The 16,992-nt window shown below is 70.0% G+C and carries 16 protein-coding genes and 1 tRNA gene; 5 read left to right on the forward strand and 12 right to left on the reverse strand.

Features of this window, described 5'->3' with window-relative positions; all coding sequences use genetic code 11:
* Positions 1-18 precede the first annotated feature (18 nt).
* The 3 genes from ACTJKJ_RS14905 to ACTJKJ_RS14915 all read left to right on the forward strand — a co-directional run bounded on the left by ACTJKJ_RS14905 (position 19) and on the right by ACTJKJ_RS14915 (position 3,129).
* The gene (locus ACTJKJ_RS14905) at positions 19-573 is read left to right on the forward strand and encodes a LuxR C-terminal-related transcriptional regulator (RefSeq protein WP_091732371.1); all 555 of its coding nucleotides are present in this window, start codon (positions 19-21) and stop codon (positions 571-573) included.
* 194 nt (positions 574-767) lie between these two features.
* Positions 768-1,109: an HU family DNA-binding protein gene (locus tag ACTJKJ_RS14910; protein WP_091732368.1), complete on the forward strand. Its 342-nt coding sequence runs from the start codon at positions 768-770 to the stop codon at positions 1,107-1,109.
* A 97-nt stretch (positions 1,110-1,206) separates the two neighbouring features.
* The gene (locus ACTJKJ_RS14915) at positions 1,207-3,129 is read left to right on the forward strand and encodes a B12-binding domain-containing radical SAM protein (RefSeq protein ID WP_297385693.1); all 1,923 of its coding nucleotides are present in this window, start codon (positions 1,207-1,209) and stop codon (positions 3,127-3,129) included.
* A 30-nt stretch (positions 3,130-3,159) separates the two neighbouring features.
* Here the strand turns inward: ACTJKJ_RS14915 and ACTJKJ_RS14920 are convergent, their stop codons facing one another.
* The 5 genes from ACTJKJ_RS14920 to ACTJKJ_RS14940 all read right to left on the reverse strand — a co-directional run bounded on the left by ACTJKJ_RS14920 (position 3,160) and on the right by ACTJKJ_RS14940 (position 7,992).
* Complete coding sequence (locus tag ACTJKJ_RS14920; RefSeq protein ID WP_440820951.1) at positions 3,160-4,467, reverse strand: cyanophycinase; 1,308 nt, start codon at positions 4,465-4,467, stop codon at positions 3,160-3,162.
* Between the two features lie 125 nt (positions 4,468-4,592).
* The gene (locus ACTJKJ_RS14925) at positions 4,593-4,832 is read right to left on the reverse strand and encodes a hypothetical protein (protein WP_091732360.1); all 240 of its coding nucleotides are present in this window, start codon (positions 4,830-4,832) and stop codon (positions 4,593-4,595) included.
* A gap of 13 nt (positions 4,833-4,845) precedes the next feature.
* Positions 4,846-5,877, reverse strand: a complete 1,032-nt coding sequence (locus tag ACTJKJ_RS14930; RefSeq protein ID WP_440820952.1) for a hypothetical protein — start codon at positions 5,875-5,877, stop codon at positions 4,846-4,848.
* A 151-nt stretch (positions 5,878-6,028) separates the two neighbouring features.
* The gene (locus ACTJKJ_RS14935) at positions 6,029-6,391 is read right to left on the reverse strand and encodes a response regulator (RefSeq protein WP_440820953.1); all 363 of its coding nucleotides are present in this window, start codon (positions 6,389-6,391) and stop codon (positions 6,029-6,031) included.
* A complete protein-coding gene (locus ACTJKJ_RS14940; RefSeq protein ID WP_440820954.1) occupies positions 6,355-7,992 on the reverse strand; it encodes an ATP-binding protein in 1,638 nt (545 codons plus the stop codon). The genes ACTJKJ_RS14935 and ACTJKJ_RS14940 overlap by 37 nt, the downstream gene beginning before the upstream one ends.
* 250 nt (positions 7,993-8,242) lie before the next feature.
* On the opposite strand from ACTJKJ_RS14940, the gene ACTJKJ_RS14945 reads away from it, so the two are divergent.
* On the forward strand, positions 8,243-9,250 hold the full coding sequence (locus ACTJKJ_RS14945; protein ID WP_440820955.1) for a hypothetical protein: 1,008 nt from the start codon (positions 8,243-8,245) through the stop codon (positions 9,248-9,250).
* A gap of 36 nt (positions 9,251-9,286) precedes the next feature.
* Here ACTJKJ_RS14945 and ACTJKJ_RS14950 read toward each other — a convergent pair whose 3' ends face one another.
* From ACTJKJ_RS14950 to ACTJKJ_RS14960, 3 genes are all read right to left on the reverse strand, one after another.
* Complete coding sequence (locus ACTJKJ_RS14950) at positions 9,287-9,937, reverse strand: YceH family protein (RefSeq protein WP_440820956.1); 651 nt, start codon at positions 9,935-9,937, stop codon at positions 9,287-9,289.
* 42 nt (positions 9,938-9,979) lie between these two features.
* Positions 9,980-10,762, reverse strand: a complete 783-nt coding sequence (locus ACTJKJ_RS14955) for an SDR family oxidoreductase (RefSeq protein ID WP_091732344.1) — start codon at positions 10,760-10,762, stop codon at positions 9,980-9,982.
* Positions 10,763-10,842: 80 nt separating this feature from the next.
* Positions 10,843-11,244, reverse strand: a complete 402-nt coding sequence (locus ACTJKJ_RS14960) for an OsmC family protein (protein ID WP_091732340.1) — start codon at positions 11,242-11,244, stop codon at positions 10,843-10,845.
* A gap of 253 nt (positions 11,245-11,497) precedes the next feature.
* On the opposite strand from ACTJKJ_RS14960, the gene ACTJKJ_RS14965 reads away from it, so the two are divergent.
* Positions 11,498-13,180 (forward strand): electron transfer flavoprotein-ubiquinone oxidoreductase, encoded by a 1,683-nt coding sequence (locus tag ACTJKJ_RS14965; protein ID WP_440820957.1) that lies wholly within the window; start codon positions 11,498-11,500, stop codon positions 13,178-13,180.
* 89 nt (positions 13,181-13,269) lie between these two features.
* Here ACTJKJ_RS14965 and ACTJKJ_RS14970 read toward each other — a convergent pair whose 3' ends face one another.
* The 4 genes from ACTJKJ_RS14970 to tilS all read right to left on the reverse strand — a co-directional run bounded on the left by ACTJKJ_RS14970 (position 13,270) and on the right by tilS (position 16,951).
* Positions 13,270-13,911 carry an FMN-binding negative transcriptional regulator gene (locus ACTJKJ_RS14970; RefSeq protein ID WP_297385678.1) on the reverse strand — a complete coding sequence of 214 codons (642 nt, stop codon included), beginning with the start codon at positions 13,909-13,911 and terminating at the stop codon, positions 13,270-13,272.
* A 90-nt stretch (positions 13,912-14,001) separates the two neighbouring features.
* Positions 14,002-14,094, reverse strand: a tRNA-Ser gene (locus ACTJKJ_RS14975).
* A 79-nt stretch (positions 14,095-14,173) separates the two neighbouring features.
* Positions 14,174-15,445, reverse strand: coding sequence for an aspartate kinase (locus ACTJKJ_RS14980; protein WP_183480728.1), 1,272 nt, complete (start codon positions 15,443-15,445; stop codon positions 14,174-14,176).
* An 87-nt stretch (positions 15,446-15,532) separates the two neighbouring features.
* Positions 15,533-16,951: a tRNA lysidine(34) synthetase TilS gene (tilS, locus tag ACTJKJ_RS14985; RefSeq protein ID WP_297385676.1), complete on the reverse strand. Its 1,419-nt coding sequence runs from the start codon at positions 16,949-16,951 to the stop codon at positions 15,533-15,535.
* Positions 16,952-16,992 lie beyond the last annotated feature (41 nt).

Consider the following 16,992-nt stretch of genomic DNA (forward strand, 5'->3'; position numbering starts at 1 on the left):
CGCGGACCGACCGCCCCCATGAGCCTCGACTACCGCACCGCCTTCGACCAGGCCCCGATCGGGCTGGTCCTGTCCGAGAACCGCCTGATCAAGGACTGCAACCGCCTGGTGCTGGAGATCTTCGGCGCGCAGCGCGAGCAGTTGATCGAGCACAGCTTCGCGCTGCTGTATCCGAGCCCGGTCGAGTTCGAGCGCACCGGCGAGCGCATCGTCGCCAGCCTCGATGCCTCCGGCTACTACGCCGACGAGCGCGTGATGAAGCGCGTCGGCGGCCCGCGCGCGGGCGAGCTGTTCTGGTGCCATGTGTCGGGCCGCGCGCTCGACCCGGCGCGGCCGCATGCCAGCGGCATCTGGAGCTTCGAGGACCTGTCGGCCACGCGCCAGCTCAAGGCCGACCTGACCGCGCGCGAGCGCGAGATCGCCGCGCTGCTGATCGAGGGCCTGACCAGCAAGCTGATCGGCAAGCGGCTGGGCGTGAGCCCGCGCACCGTCGACGTCTACCGCGCGCGGCTGATGAAGAAGTACGGCGCGGCCAGCACGCCCGACCTGGTGCACCGGCTGCTCGTGTCCTGAAGCGTGCTGTGACAAATTCCCGGGCCAGCCCTGGCGCCGGGAATGCCGATGGACAGGACCATCGCGCAAGACGTGACCCCGGATGTGCGATTTCATCGGTGATTTGCGGGGCAACCCGGGGATGCGGGCCGGATTTCTCGCGCACAATACGCGCCGTCCGGCTCGTGCCGGGCCTTAACTTGCAGAGTCAACGAATGAACAAGACCGAACTGATCGAACACCTGGCTTCCAAGCACGAACTGACCAAGGCCGAAGCCGGCCGCATCCTGGAAACGCTGCTGGACGCCGTGGTCACCACGGTGAAGAAGGGCGGCGCCGTCTCCATCCCCGGCTTCGGCTCCTTCAAGCAGCACGCCCGCGCCGCGCGCACCGGCGTGAACCCCAGCACCGGCGACAAGATCAAGATCGCCGCCGCCAAGCTGCCGAAGTTCACCCCGGGCGCCGGCTTCAAGGCCGCCGTGGACCCGAAGGCCGCCGCTCGCAAGGCTGCCGCCAAGCCGGCCGCCAAGCCCGCCAAGAAGGCCGCCAAGAAGTAATCCACTTCTGGCATGCGCCGATCGCCGGAGCCCTCCGGCGATCCCGAACAAACCCGGCCCATGCCGGGTTTGTTTTTTTGCTTCTACAGTGCTGTCCATGTCCGCCGCCGCGCCCGCCCTCCGCGTGCTGTCGCTCATCCCGCCGATGACGCAGCTCAACACGCCCTACCCGTCCACCGCGTACCTGACGGGCTTCCTGCGTTCGCGCGGCATTCCCGCGGCGCAGCGCGACCTGGCGCTGGCGCTGGTGCTCAAGCTCTTCTCCCGCGACGGCCTGCGGCGCGTGCGCGCCGCGGTGCAGGCGATCCCACTGCCCGACCGCGGCATCGCCTCGCGCCACTTCGACGAGGACTTCGACCGCTACCTGGCCACGATCACGCCGGTGATCGCCTTCCTGCAGGGCCGCGATCCGACGCTGGCGCACCGCATCAACACGCGCACCTTCCTGCCCGAGGGCAGCCGCTTCCAGACCCTGGACGTCTACGTGTCCGAGGAGGGCGAGGATCCGCTCGCCTGGGCCTTCGGCGCGCTGGGCCTGCAGGACCGCGCGCGGCACCTGGCCACGCTCTACCTGAACGACCTGGCCGACGTGCTGCGCGAATCGGTCGATCCGCGCTTCGAGTTCGTCCGCTACGCCGAGCAGCTGGCGACCAGCCAGCCGACCTTCGACCCGCTGCGCGAGGCGCTGGACGCGCCGCCCAACCTCGTCGACGAGCTGCTGCGCGAGCTGACGCTGGCCGCCATCGATGCCGAGCGGCCCGACGTGGTGCTGCTCTCGGTGCCCTTCCCCGGCGCGGTCTACGCGGCGCTGCGCATCGGCCAGACGATCCGGCGCGAGCGGCCGGGCATCAAGATCCTGCTCGGCGGCGGCTTCGTCAACACCGAGCTGCGCGAGCTCGCCGAGCCGCGGCTCTTCGACTACGTCGACTTCGTGACGCTGGACGCCGGCGAGCGCCCGCTGCTGGCGCTGCTCGAGCACATCGCCGGCCGGCGCGGCCAGCAGCGCCTGGTGCGCTGCTTCGTCCGCGAGGACGGCGGCGAGCGGGCGGGCCAGGTCCGCTACATCAACTTCGTCGAGCCCGACGTGCCCTTCGAGGACGTGGGCACCCCGACCTGGGACGGCCTGCCGCTGCACGACTACCTGTCGCTGCTGGACATGCTCAACCCGATGAACCGGCTGTGGAGCGACGGCCGGTGGAACAAGCTGACCATCGCGCATGGCTGCTACTGGAAGAAGTGCAGCTTCTGCGACATCACGCTGGACTACATCTCCCGCTACGAGGCGGCCTCGGCCAAGACGCTGGTGGACCGCATCGAGGCGATCGTGGCGGAGACCGGCCAGACCGGCTTCCACTTCGTCGACGAGGCCGCGCCGCCCAAGGTGCTCAAGGCGCTGGCGCAGGAGCTCATCGCGCGCCAGGTGTCCATCAGCTGGTGGGGCAACGTGCGCTTCGAGAAGACCTTCACGCCCGAGCTCTGCCAATTGCTGGCCGACAGCGGCTGCATCGCGATCAGCGGCGGGCTGGAGGTGGCCTCGGACCGGCTGCTGCAGCTGATGCAGAAGGGCGTGTCGGTCGAGCAGGTGGCGCGGGTGACGCGCGCCTTCACCGAGTCCGGCATCCTCGTGCACGCCTACCTGATGTACGGCTTCCCGACGCAGACGATGCAGGACACCGTCGACGCGCTCGAGTACGTGCGCCAGCTCTTCGAGAACGGCTGCATCCAGAGCGGCTTCTTCCACCGCTTCGCCTGCACCGTGCATTCGCCGGTGGGCCAGGACCCGGCCGCATTCGGCGTGCGGCTGCTGCCGCTGCCGCCCTCCCCGTTCGCGAAGAACGACGTCGGCTTCGTCGATCCCACCGGCACCGACCACGACGCGATGGGCGACGCGCTGAAGAAGGCGCTCTACAACTTCATGCACGGCCTCGGGCTGGAGCAGGACGTGCGGCGCTGGTTCAGCGTGCGCGTGCCCAAGCCCAAGGTGCCCAAGCACTTCATCGCGCAGGCGCTGGGCGCCTGAGCGGCCGCCTCGATCGCGGTCGCCGCCGTGCTAGCGCAGGCCCGCGGGCGCGACCAGCGTCGCGCCGGGCAGCGTCGAGGCCGGCGCCGCCGCGTTGGGATCGGGCAGGCGCACCGGGCGGATGTCCAGGCGGACGTCGAGCAGCGTGACGTCGTGCGCGTTGCCGTCGGCATCGATCCAGCCCTGCGTGTCCGCGCCGCGATAGAGCCGGAAGACGAAGCCGGTGCGGTCGCGCGGCTCGGTGGCGCCGGGTCGGATGCGCGCGGCCATCGCGCGCACCTCGTTGGCCGGCGACTGCAGCAGCTCGCTCATCGCCTGCACGATGCGGTTGTCGCCGAGGATGTCCGGCTGGAAGGTATCGACCGGACCGCGCGACGGCATCGGCTGCCCCAGCACCGAAGCGCGGATCGGCACCGGTGCGCCGGCGACGGTCTTGCGGGCCGCCGGGCTGGTGATGCCGCTGCGCAGGTCGTGGCGGTCGCCGTTGTCGAGGTAGCTGAGCCGCGCGCCCCGGAGGTTGAACATGCCCAGCGTCGGATCGCTGCGCGCATCGCGCAGGTCCACCAGCAGCGCGCCGCGTCCCCCGATGACATCGATGCGGTCGCCGCGCACGACGGCGGCGCTGTTCTCCTCCACGCCCAGGCCGAAGCGGTAGCCCTTGGCCATCATCAGCGGCAGCATGCGGCCGATGCGACCGCGCTTGAGGAAGTGCTGGTCGACGAAAAGCTCGTCGCCGACGAAGCCCAGGCCGCGGTCGATCTCCTGGCCCTCGCGCAGCGTGCCGCGCATCACCTCCATGACGTTGAGCGCGTCGCGGAACATCACGCGGCTCATGATCGCCGCGCCGGCGCTGGTGCCGGCCACGACGCCGCCACGGCGGTAGACCTCCCAGATCGCGTCGAGCATCTCGGTGCGGCGGCCGCCGGGCTGCAGCGTGTCGACGATGAAGCCCTGCGCACCGCCGGAGAAGAACACGGCATTGGAGGCGCGGATCTTGCCGATCAAGACAGGGTCGTGGAGGTTGCGCTGCAGGTCGACGCCCTCGAGCCGCGGCGCGACGGGGATGTGCTCGGCCTGCGCGCCGTGGCGCTTGAGCGCGTCGATGATCAGGCGGGCCGAGAGTTCCGGATTGGCCGCGGCGGTGGCGAGCACGGCGAAGCGCGCCTGGCCGGGGCCGCCGGCCTCGTCGACGATGCGCTGCCAGACGGCGTCGTTGTCCATGCGCAGCGCGCCGCCGATGACGATGGCGGTCTGGGCCGGGACGGCACCGGCGCCGAGCAGCGCCGCCAGGGCGACCAGCGCGCGCAGCCGGATCGAGATCAGGCGGAAGGCATCCATGCCGCCCATCTTCCATATCGCTCGCCGGATGGGAAGCAGGCTGGACCTTCAACCTGGGGGGACGCGGGGATGTTTCACGGACGCGTCAGGTGGCGGCCGCCGCGATTCGCGCGGGACGCCGCGCGTCAGCGGGCGGCGTCGCGCCGGGCCGCGCGTGACCGGCGCGCCTTGCGCAGGCGGTAGATCAGCAGCGGCACGAACACCGCCAGGCCGATGACGAGCAGCGGCATGGCGCCGCCGCCCTGGCCGGGCTGCCGGAGCTCCCGCAGCAGGCCCATCAACTGGCCGAAGCCGCGCGTGATCAGCCAGAGGAAGAAGAGCGTGACCAGCGCCGAGAGCACGAGGCCGAAGAGGGTGCGTTTCATGGAACCCGCGATGCTACGCGCTCCCGGCGGCGTCGGCGGTGGGCGGCGTCGCGTCCGTCGGAGCACCAAGCTGCACGTCGCGCAGGATCAGCGCGCCGAGCGAGAGCTCGATGGCCAGGCCGTCGTCGCGCACCTGGACGCGCAGCCGCAGCCGTGCACTGCCGCGGCCGGCGCGCAGTTCGCGCTCCCCGATCCGGAGCCGCAGGTCCGCCAGAGCGACATCGTCGAGCGACAGGCTCAGGCCGAGGCCCACGGCGGCGCTGTCCAGCAGCGCGGTGTTGCGGCCTTCGGCCCGGCCGACCAGGCGGAGCTGCAACGGCCCCAGGTCGATCACGCCGTCGCCCGGACGCAGCTCGCCGCGCATCGCGGTGCGGGCGAACAGGGTGCGCGCCTGGGCGGTGAAGCCACCGGCGGCGCGCGGACCGCTGCGCGCCATCTGCGCCAGCATCGCCTCCAGGAAGGGCCGCAGCGAGAGCTGCCCGCGGTCGGTGGTCCAGTGGCCCAGCAGCGCACTGCGCTGCTCGTAGCGGACGCCGGCCTGGGGCGGCGTCGCGAATTGCAGCAGATACGTCCGCCCGCCGGGCGCATCGACGTACAGGCCCATCCGGCTGATGCCCATGCGGGAGTCCGGACCGATGTGCTCGACGCTGGCCTGGTTGAAGTCGACCTCGCCGGCGGAGACCGGCACCGTGACGCGGGCGTCGAACAGCAAGGCGGCATCGGTGATCACCGCATGCACCGCGCCGTCCAGGTGCTCGAGGGGTTCCAGCCGCCAGCGCTCGGCGCGCCCGGCCGACGCCACCGCCTGCTGCACCTCGGCCGGCGCCTCGGGAAGCGGCAGGTGGGCCTGGAGGCTCAGCGTCGACAGCTCGAGCTCCGCGGCGGTGCCGCTGGGCAGGCTGCCGTCGCCGGGCCACGCCAGGGCAGCATCGCGGAGCCGGAGCCGCGCGATGTCGACGCTCCCGCCGGGCCACTCCAGCCGGGCGGGACCGAATTCGGCGGACGGGAGCCGCCAGGGCATTGGCGTGGAGGGGCGGTCCTGCATGGGGTCGATGCGTGGCGTCGATGGGTCGGCGCGCGCTCGCGCACATCGACCCACGGAGCAAGGCCGGTGCCCGGGCCTTCATGGACCTCCCCGGGTCTCCGTGGGCGTCAATGGGCGTCACCCCACCTCACCGCACCCCGCCGGCAGCGGCCTACGACAAGGCCTCCATCAGCGAAGCGAGGTCATACGGCTTGCGCAGCACGGTGAAGCCTTCCTCGCGCGCCCGCTCGGCGATGTCGCTGTAGCCCGTCACCAGCACGGTGCGGATCGCGGGAAAGCGGACCTTCACGATCCGCACCAGTTCGACGCCGTCCATGGCGCCCGGCATCACGATGTCGGAGACGAGGCAGTCCGCGGCGAAACCGCCGTCCAGCAGCGCCAGCGCCTGAGGCGCGTCCTCCACCACCCGCACCGCCAGCCCTTCGGCCGAGAGCAGCTGGCTGGAGGCGTCCCGCACGTCGGCGTTGTCCTCCACGATCAGCACGACCTTGCCCTCCAGCGGCGGCCGCTCCACGGCGGCGGTGTCCAGCCGACCGCTCGCCGTGGCCGTCGTCGCCGGGAAGACCATGGTCGCCCGACTTCGCTGTCCACCTGCACCGTCCCGCCGCTGCCGGTCACGAACGCATGCACCTGCGCCAGCCCCAGGCCCGTGCCGTGGCCGCGGACCTTGGTCGTGAAGAAGGGCTCGAAGACCTTGCCGAGGATCTCCGGCTTGATGCCCTCGCCTTCGTCGGTGACCTCGATCGCGATCGCCTGCAGATGGTCCGGCGTGGACGCATGCCGGGCGTGGATGCGCAGCCGGCCGCCCAGGTTCATGGCATCGCAGGCATTCGTCGCCAGGTTGGTCACCGCGATCTCGAGCTCGAGCGGATCCAGCGCGACCCGCGGCAGGCCCTCCTCCGCGCTGAGATGGAGCTGGCAGTGCGCGCCGACCAGCGAGCGCAGCGCATCCTCCATCTCGGCCAGCACCGGGGCGACCTCCAGCGGGCGCGGCTGGTTGCGTCGCCGGCCCGACAGCAGCGTCAGCTGCCGGGTCAGCGCCTCGGCCTTCTTGACGCTGCGGCGCATCACCTGGACGTCACCCTCGACCGATTCGCCGGCGCGTCGCCGGATGATGGCCAGGCGGCCGGTGAGCACCTGCAGGATGTTGTTGAGGTCATGCGCCAGGCTGGCGCCCAGGCGCCCCACCGCGTCCAGCTTCTGCGCGCGGGCGAGCTGGGCCTCCGCCGTCTCGCGCTTCTGGACCTGCGCCTGCAGCTGCTCGGTGCGATGCTGCAGCGTCAGGTAGGCGTCGGTCAGGCGCTTCTGTACCGCGCGGAAATGCACCGCGACCACGCCCAGCATCACCGAGTTCGCCAGCAGGCCTTCGGCGCGGGCCATGTACCAGGCGATCGTGTAGCGCTGCCCGCTGTGGGTGCTCAGCCAGACGCCGGCGCCTTCCGCGACCAGCACGAAGGCCAGCCACGCGTAGATGGCCCGGCCGAACAGCCCGCGGCGCCAGATCAGCAGCACCGCGACCGCGGCCGCGCCGACGCTGAGGTAGGCGCCGACGCGGCTCACCGGACTGAGGAGCAGGCGCTGGCCGTCCGACCGCAAGGCGCCGAAGTCGGTGAGCTGCGAACTGACCGCCAACGCGCCGGCGGCCAGCAAGGCGACCAGCAGCGGCCAGGCACTCGGCCGGCGCCCGATGGGGCCGACGGCGTCCGTCTCCGCCAGGATCGCCCAGACCACGAACAGGCCGAAGCCCGCGCGCCAGCCGACGAACAGCCAACTGACCGCATGGGGGGAGCCGAACACCGCGCGATCCGCAAAAAGCGCGCCGGGGAAGGTCAGCACATGAAGGACCGCCATCAAGCTCGCGAACAGGTAGGCCGAGGCCACGATGACATGGGAGCGGTGCGGCCGCGGCGTCGAGATCAGCAGCCAGAAGGTGGCCAGGTCGATCATCGCGGTGGCGGCGCCATAGATGCCGCTGATGTGGGCCAGCGGCGGCCAGGGCCGCGCCGCCCAGGGCGCCACCGCCGCCACCGAGATCAGCACCAGCGCGCAAAGCAGGGCCACGGCCCAGCGCTGCGCCGGACTGGCCTGCTCCTGCACGAACCCACGGTATGGCATCGCCTCTCCCTCGCGTCGACCTGCACCCGTTCATCCGCCAAGCCGGCTCGCCGACACGCCGCGCACCGCGGGGAGTGCCTTCCGAGGGAGCTCGCAGCCGTGCAGGAGCAGGCGGGGTGCCCGCCTCCGCGGGCCGGCGATTCCCAGCCCAGGGAAGCGCAACGGCGCCGACATCGCCGGCGCGACCTCCACGAGCTACACGACGCCGCCGGCCACCTACGCCAACCACGGCGACCGCTACACGGTGGTGGTGTCCAACAAGGGCGGCAGCGTCACCAGCAACGCCGCGCAGCTGACGCTCAAGCTCAGCGCCAACCAGCAGGCCTTCGAAAGCACCATCCTCAGCCCGCAGCCGGGCAACTTCAACCTGCTGTGGTCGCTGCGGCTCAGCGGCCCGCAGGTGAAGGGCTCGAACTTCCTGATCTCCGATTTCGGCCAGCTCGCGCTGTCGCCGCTGACGAACGGCCCGCAGACCTATCGCCAGAGCGATCCGACCTCGCTCGCCGCCAACCTCACGCTGCTCACGCCGGCGGACACGCGGGTGCTCAAGGACGGCGCCGTGCGGGTGGTGCCGTCCACCGGCGGCGCCCAGCGCGCGAGTTATGTCGGCAGCGACGTGCGCATGGACATCCTGGCCAGCGACAACACGACGGTGGCGTACTCGACGATCCGCAGCGAATACCAGGCCGTGGCGCTGACCGGCGCACTGGGCAGCGCGCCGGACGAGTTCAAGCACTTCTACAACGCGGTGTTCGCCAACTCCGGCGTGCTCGACAGCACCGCCACCTTCGCCGCCGGCGCCGGCTACCTGAAGTACACGCAGAAGGCCGCTGGCGACCGCTACGACGTCTTCGACTGCCGCGGCATCACGGCCGGCCCGGCCGTGTCCTCCTGCGTCGACGGCAGCACGCTGGCGGACGTCTTGAGCGCGGGCTTCACCTCCAACAGCGATGGCCGCACCTACCACCTGGCCGACGGTGAGATCCGGACCGTCGGCGGCGTGCCGATCTGGGTCGCTTCGTCGCCGCGTCCGCAGTCGAGCACGCTGAGCGCGACGGTCCAGTACCGCATCTACTTCGAACTGGGTGGCAACGTCTACACCGGCTCGATGATCAAGGACGGCACGCTGCTGGGCGCCGGCTCGTGGGTGTCGAACCCCGCGGGCGCCACGCTCGTCGACCAGCTGACCTTCCTGACGTACCAGGTCCGCCTGAACCAGGCCGCGCGCGACAGCCTGAAGGCCGCGGTGAAGATCTGACGAAGGATCCGGCGCGCGGGCCGGACTAGGCCGGCCTCAGCCGAGGCCGAGCTCGGTCTGGATGCGCGCCACCGCCGCCTTGAGCTGCTCGACCTCGGCGCGCAGCGCGGCGAGTTCCTCGTCGCGCGCGCTGCCTGACGACCACGATGACGACGACGCGCCCGACGACGCACCGCCGCCCACCGGGATCTCCGGCGTGCCGCTGAGCAGGTGGGCCCAGCGCGCCTCGCGCGCGCCGGGGGCCTTGGGCAGCTTCAGCGCCAGCGCCGGCTCGCGCGTCGCCAACTCCTCCAGGAAGCCCTCCACCGACGAGACATCGGCGAAGCGGTGCAGCCGCTCGCAGTTGATCCGCAGCTCCGCCGAGGTCTGCGGCCCGCGCAGCATCAGCACCGCCAGCAGCGCCTCGGCCTGGCCGGGGATGCCGTACACCCGCTTCATGTTGTGCTCGAAGCGCGCCACGCGGCTGCCGCTCACGCTGTTCACCAGGCTCATCGCCTTGAGCTCGTCCAGGGCCGCGGCCACATCGGACTCGCCCGCGTTCATCACCGGATCGCGCGCGGTCTTCTGGTTCACGCCCAGCGTCAGGCTGTTCAGCGACATCGGATAGCTGTCCGGCACCGTGGACGCCTTCTCCACCAGCACCGCCAGCACGCGCGCCTCGAGCGCGCTCAGTTCTCTCACCGCCATCGGCTCGCTTCTCTCAGTCTTTCAGGGGTTGCCCGCCGGGGCTCAGACGCCGAAGCCGTCGTCGGCCTGGATGATCGCGCCATTGATGAAGCGACTCTCCTTGGCGCACAGCATCAGCAGCGTCGTGTCCAGGTCCTGCGGCGTGCCCACGCGCTTGCGGGGCAGCAGCTCCACCAGCTTGCGGCCCTGCTCGGTCTGCCAGTGGTGGTGGTTGATCTCGGTGTCGATGTAGCCGGGGCAGATCGCGTTGACGTTGATGTCGAACTTGCCCCACTCCAGCGCCATCGCGCGCGTCATGTGCACCACCGCCGCCTTGCTCATCGCATACACGCCGATCTGCGACAGCACCCGCAGGCCCGCCATCGACGCGATGTTGACGATGCGGCCGCCGGTGTAGGTGCCCGGCGCGGCGCCGCGCGCGCGGGCCAGCATCCGCTTGCCGACCTCCTGCGCGACGAAGAACGCGCCGCGCACGTTGGTGTCCATCACGAAGTCGTAGTCCTCCGGCGTCACGTCCACCAGCTTCTGGGTCGTGCTCACGCCGGAGTTGTTGATCAGGATGTCGAGCGTGCCGACCTCGGTCTCCGCGCGGGCGACCGCGGCCTTGATGCTGTCGATGTCGGTGACGTCCAGCTGCACCACGTGCGCGTCGCCGCCGCCGGCCTCGATCTCGGCGCGCAGCGCCTTGAGCCGCTCCACGCGCCGCGCCGCCAGCACCACGCAGGCGCCCGACTTGGCCAAGGTTCTCGCGAACTGCGCGCCCAAGCCGCTGGACGCGCCCGTGACGAGGGCCACGCGGCCCTCCAGATCGATGCTGTAGCTCATGGCAAGGTCTCTCGCAAAACTTCTCGTGTGACCGGACAAGGTGCCGGGCACGATAGCACGCGGGCCGCGCCGCGCCGACCTCAGCCCGCCATCACGGTCTGGATCTCGGTCGTCACCTGCGTCATCAACTTGTGGACCGGGCACTTCTCGGCGACGGCGAGCAGCTGCTGGCGCTGCTCGTCCGTCAGGTCGCCGACGAAGGTGAGCGTGGCCTTGAGCTTGTACAGCCCCTGCCGCTCCTGGGAGCCGTCGCGCTCGACCTCCACCAGCACGTCCTCCAGCGGCAGGCCCTTGCGCTGCGCATACCAGAGCACCGTCAGCGCCTTGCAGGTGCCCAGCGCCGAGTCGTAGAGCTCATGCGGATCCGGGCCGGCGTCCTCGCCGCCGCCGGACACCGGCTGGTCGGCGGTGAACTGGTGGTCGCGGATGCGCACCGTCTGCCGCATCGGGCCGGTCCTGTCGCGTTGGATGTGGATGGTCATGAGGTCCTCTGCTCACATGGAGGCAGGCATGGTACGGCGCCCGCCTCGCGCGCAGCACCCCCATTCGGGTCGGCGCGACCGGACATCGCGCTGTCGACGTCCCTCTCTAGTTCGCAAAAAGCACGACCGTTCTTTTTTTTGATCGCGCGGCTAGAATGCGCCGCAACCCGCCCCAGCCAGACCGCGAGCCGGCCCCCGCCCGCCGACCGCGCGGTCGCGGCCAGGCCTCTTACTAGAACGAGCAAGGATGACCATGACCTCCGAAGAACTTGTTGCCCAGTACGGTCCGCGCGACAGCATGGAATATGACGTCGTGGTCGTCGGCGGCGGTCCCGCGGGCCTGGCCACCGCGATCCGGCTCAAGCAGATCGCGGCCGAGAAGGGCCAGGAGATCTCGGTCGTCGTGCTGGAGAAGGGCTCGGAGGCCGGCGCCCACATCCTGTCGGGCGCGGTCATGGACCCCAAGGCCATCACCGAGCTGTTCCCGAACTGGAAGGAACTCGGCGCCCCGCTGAACCAGCCCGTCACGGGCGACCAGGTGCTGTTCCTGAGCGAGACCGGCCACACCGACACGCCGCAGTTCCTGATCCCGGGCTGCTTCCACAACGAGGGCAACTACGTCATCTCGCTGGGCAACGTCACCAAGTGGCTGGCGCAGCAGGCCGAGGCGCTGGGCGTGGAGATCTTCGCCGGCTTCGCCGCCGCCGAGGTCGTCTACGACGAGCAGGGTCGCGTCAAGGGCGTGGCCACCGGCAACGTCGGCCTGGGCAAGGACGGCCAGCCGCATGAGGGCTTCCAGCTCGGCATGGAGCTGCACGGCAAGTACACGATCTTCGCGGAAGGCGCGCGCGGTCACCTGGGCAAGCAGCTGATCGCGAAGTTCCAGCTCGACGCGGGCAAGGATCCGCAGACCTACGGCATCGGCATCAAGGAACTGTGGGAAGTGCCCGCCGAGCAGGCCAAGCCCGGCCTGGTGGTGCACACCGCCGGCTGGCCGATGGACAGCGAGACCTACGGCGGCGGCTTCCTGTACCACCTCGAGGGCAACAAGGTGACGCTGGGCTTCGTGGTCGGACTGGACTACAAGAATCCGTGGCTGTCGCCCTTCGAGGAGATGCAGCGCTGGAAGACGCACCCCGCGATCCGCAAGCACATCGAAGGCGGCAAGCGCCTGGGCTACGGCGCCCGCGCGATCACTGCGGGCGGCCTGCTGAGCCTGCCCAAGCAGGTCTTCCCCGGCGGCGCGCTGGTGGGCGACGACGCCGGCTATCTGAACGCCGCGCGCATCAAGGGCAGCCACGCCGCGATCAAGTCCGGGATGATGTGCGCCGACGCCATCGCGGAGGCACTCGCCGCGGGCCGTCAGCTCGACGAACTCAGCGCCTACCCCGCCGCCTTCGAGCGCAGCTGGCTGCGCGACGAACTCGATCAATCGCGCAACTTCAAGACCTGGTTCAAGAAGGGCAACACCGTCGGCACGCTGATGACCGGCATCGAGCAATGGCTGCTGCCCAAGATCGGCATCAAGAGCCCGCCGTGGACGCTGCACCGCGACAAGCCTGATCATGCCTACCTGCGCCCGGCGTCCGAGATGCCGAAGATCGACTATCCCAAGCCCGACGGCAAGCTGACCTTCGACCGGCTGTCGTCGGTGTTCGTGTCCAACACGAACCATGAGGAGAACCAGCCCGCGCACCTGACGCTGAAGAACGACAGCGTGCCGGTGGACGTCAACCTGGCCAAGTACGCCGGCCCGGAAAGCCGCTACTGCCCGGCCGGCGTGTACGAGTTCGTCGGCGACGCCGGCGCGCAGCGCCTGCAGATCAACGCGCAGAACTGCGTGCACTGCAAGACCTGCGACATCAAGGACCCGACGCAGAACATCGTCTGGGTCACGCCGGAAGGTGGCGGCGGTCCGAACTACGTGAGCATGTGAGCGCAGGCGGCCCGCGGCCACACCGTGCATTCGCCAACGACAAGGCCCGCTTCGTGCGGGCCTTGTGCTTTCCAGCGTCGCGGCGGCGATCAGCGCGGCGCGAGCTCGCGCACCCAGCGCGCCAGCATCTGCTCCTCGAGCGAGCCATGGTGCTCCTGGTGCGCGAGGATCCGCGCCCGTTCGTCGGCGGTGCGGTTCTGGCTGAGCTTGGCCTTCATCGTCCAGCGCTCGACCGGGATGCGGAAACCCACGATCGCGCCCAGCAGCTTGCGCTGGAAGTCCGCCGGCAGACCGCGCCATTGCGCGGCGTAATCGGGCTCCTGCGTCGCGATCAGGCGCTTGAGCAGTGCATCCTTGCCGGCCTCGTCATCGATGACCTGCACGCCGCCATGGACCTGCAGGGTCAGGTAGTTCCAGGTCGGCACCGACAGCGGCGTGTCGTAGTGGCTGGGCGAGATGTACGCGCCGGGCCCGTTGAACTGCACCAGCACCTCGCCGATCTCGCCGGACATCAGCGCCGCCACATGCGGGTTCGCGCGCGCGAGGTGGCCCTCGAGCCACCAGCCCTCGCTGCTCGACGCCTCGCTCGGCGCGCCCCAGATCATCGGCACCGGTGTCGCCGACAAGCCGTGCGTGGGATCGATCAGCATCAGCGTGGCCAGCGGATGCTCCTGGATCATCAACCGCGCGTGCGAGAGATCCGGCAGGTCGAAATGCTTGGGCGTGTACATGCGGCCCACTGTAGGCCACATCGGGCCAAGCATGCCGGCCCTGAATGCGAAAACCCCCGCAACTTGCGCTGCGGGGGTTTCACATCTGGTTGGCGGAGACGGAGGGATTCGAACCCTCGATGCAGGTTTTGCCCGCATACTCCCTTAGCAGGGGAGCACCTTCGGCCACTCGGTCACGTCTCCAACCGGAGAAGCAGCGACTATAGCATGGCTTTCCAGGCCCTCAACCGAAACTCCGGTTGAATCGCCGTGCGACCGGCGCTCAGGCTTCGATTTCCTGGTCCAGATCGAACGCGCGATGCAGCGCGCGCACGGCCAGTTCCATGTACTTCTCGTCGATGACGACGGAGGTCTTGATCTCGCTGGTCGTGATCATCTGGATGTTGATGCCCTCTTCCGACAGCGAGCGGAACATCTTCGACGCCACGCCCACATGCGAGCGCATGCCGATGCCGACGATGGACACCTTGCAGATGCGCTGGTCGCCGATCACCTTGGCAGCCTGCACCGCCGGGCCGACGGTCTTCTCCAGCAGCTCCATCGCGCGCTGGTAGTCGTTGCGGTGCACGGTGAAGGAGAAGTCGGTCTTCCCGTCCTGCGACACGTTCTGGATGATGACGTCGACATCGATGTTGGCGTCGGCCACCGGGCCCAGGATCTGGAACGCGATGCCGGGCTTGTCCGGCACGCCCAGCAGCGTCACCTTGGCCTCGTCGCGGTTGAATGCAATGCCGGAGACGACGGCTTGTTCCATTTGTTCGTCCTCTTCAAAAGTGATCAGGGTGCCGGACTTGGCTTCCTCGTTGATGTCGATGTCCCACGGCGTGAAGCTGCTCAGCACGCGCATCGGCACCCGGTACTTGCCGGCGAATTCCACCGAGCGGATCTGCAGCACCTTGGAGCCGAGCGACGCCATCTCCAGCATCTCCTCGAAGCTGATGGTGCTCATGCGCCGGGCTTCCGGCACGACGCGCGGATCGGTGGTGTAGACGCCGTCGACGTCGGTGTAGATCAGGCATTCGTCGGCCTTGATCGCCGCCGCGATCGCCACCGCCGACGTGTCCGAGCCGCCGCGGCCCAGCGTCGTGATGTTGCGGTCCTCGTCCACGCCCTGGAAGCCGGTGATCACGACGACCTTGCCGGCATCCAGGTCGGCCTTGACCTTGGCGTCGTCGATGCTTTCGATGCGGGCCTTGGTGTACGAGTTGTCGGTCGACACGCCGACCTGCCAGCCGGTGTAGCTGACCGCGTCCATGCCCTCGGCCTGCAGCGCGATGGCCAGCAGGCCCACCGAGACCTGCTCGCCGGTGGAGGCGATCATGTCGAGCTCGCGCATCAGCGACGGCGAGGAGCTGCCGGGCGACAGTTCCTTGGCCAGGCCGAGCAGGCGGTTGGTCTCGCCGCTCATCGCCGAGGGGACCACCACCATCTGGTGGCCGGCCCGCGCCCATTTGGCGACGCGCTTGGCGACATTGCGGATACGGTCGGTCGACCCCATCGAGGTGCCGCCGTACTTGTGAACGATCAATGCCATGGGAGTGTCAGAGACTGCTGGTGGGACGCCCTGGCGGCGTCCGCGTTAGCGCGGGAAGGAGGTGCACCGCGACCACAGCGGGCGATTCTAAGACGCGCCCTTGCCCGCAACGTCGCTGCCCATGCGTGATCCGCATGCATCCGACACCCATCGCAGCGTCATTTGTGCTTCGCCGGCGTCCGAACGCCAGCGCGCATCCAGGCCCAGGCCGGGCACGAAGAGCAGGCGTCCGTCGACGTAGACCAGGGGCCCTTCCCTCTGGACAGCGGGGATTCCCGCGCTCTGCCAGCATTTCTTCAGCGCCCGCGCGAGGCCCTTGGGATGCGACTGGAACTGCTCGCCGCCTTCGCGCCGGCGCAACTCGACATTGCTGAGCGCAGAAAGCGCGACGCCGCCCGTGGTCACGGGTTCGACATCGAATGCGCCTCCCCACGACGGGATCGGGTGGCGGCCGGCGCGCGCGAGGTCGAGGCGCTCGCGCGGCACGGCGGAGCTCATGGCGATGCCCAGTCCGATGAGCGACGCCGGCAACGCCTCCGCGGGCGCGGGAGGCGGCGTCTTCGAGCGGGCCTGCACGAAGAAGCGGCCGCGATAGAGATGGAGTTCAGCACCGCCAATAGCGCCCATGGCGCCCGTGCCCCCCAGAGCGCCCAGCGGCCATCGCGCCACCGTGGCAACGGGCGCTTCGTCGAGGAGCCGTCGGATCAGCGTGGCCGGTGCCGCCCGTCCGGTGACGCGATGCAGCCAAGCCCGCAGCGCATTGGCCGCGCGCGCCGGGCTGAGGGACGTCAGCATCGCCTGCGCGAGGCCGCTCGCATCGGCCCATTGCGCGAGATCATCCTCGGCCACCTCGCGCTGGAGTTCAGCCGCTTCCTGCGCCCATCCGGCCGCGCGCGCCAATGCGGTTTCCGCACCAGCGCCCTGCGCCATCAGCGCCGGCCAGAGGGTCTGGCGCAGCCGGTTGCGCGCGAAGCGTGGATCGCCATTGCTGTTGTCGTCGACGAAGCTCAGCTTGTGCTCGTGGACATAAGCCTCGATCGCTTCCCGCGGATGGTCCAGCCAGGGGCGAGCCCAGCAGACACCGTCGCGCCACTGCGCGCGCGGCATCGAGGACAGGCCCGCGACACCGGCGCCGCGCAGGGCCTGCAACAGGAAGGTTTCGGCTTGATCGCGGCGGTGGTGCGCCAGCAGCAGCAAGTCGGCGCCGGCGGCCAGGGCCAGGCGTTGCAGCGCCTCATAGCGGCCGGCACGGGCCCATGCCTCGGTGCTGTCGCCAGGCGCTGGCGCATCCGTCAGGCGCTCATGGACGAACTCCACCGGCAGCCCTTGCGCGGCCCACTCGGTCACCTGCTCGCGCAGCTGCGCGAGCCACGCGTCCGCGTGGGCGCTCAAGCCGTGATGGATGTGCAGCGCCACCACGCGGGCACCGAATGAACGGGCGGCGCTGGCGGTGGCATGGAGGAGCGCCGTCGAGTCGCGGCCGCCACTGCAGGCGACCGCGATCACGCGGCGTGATGCCGGATCGCCGAGGGTGGCGGATTCGGCGG

Source organism: Roseateles sp. 22389, assembly GCF_052044995.1.
In the GTDB taxonomy this organism is placed as follows: Bacteria; Pseudomonadota; Gammaproteobacteria; order Burkholderiales; family Burkholderiaceae_C; genus Roseateles.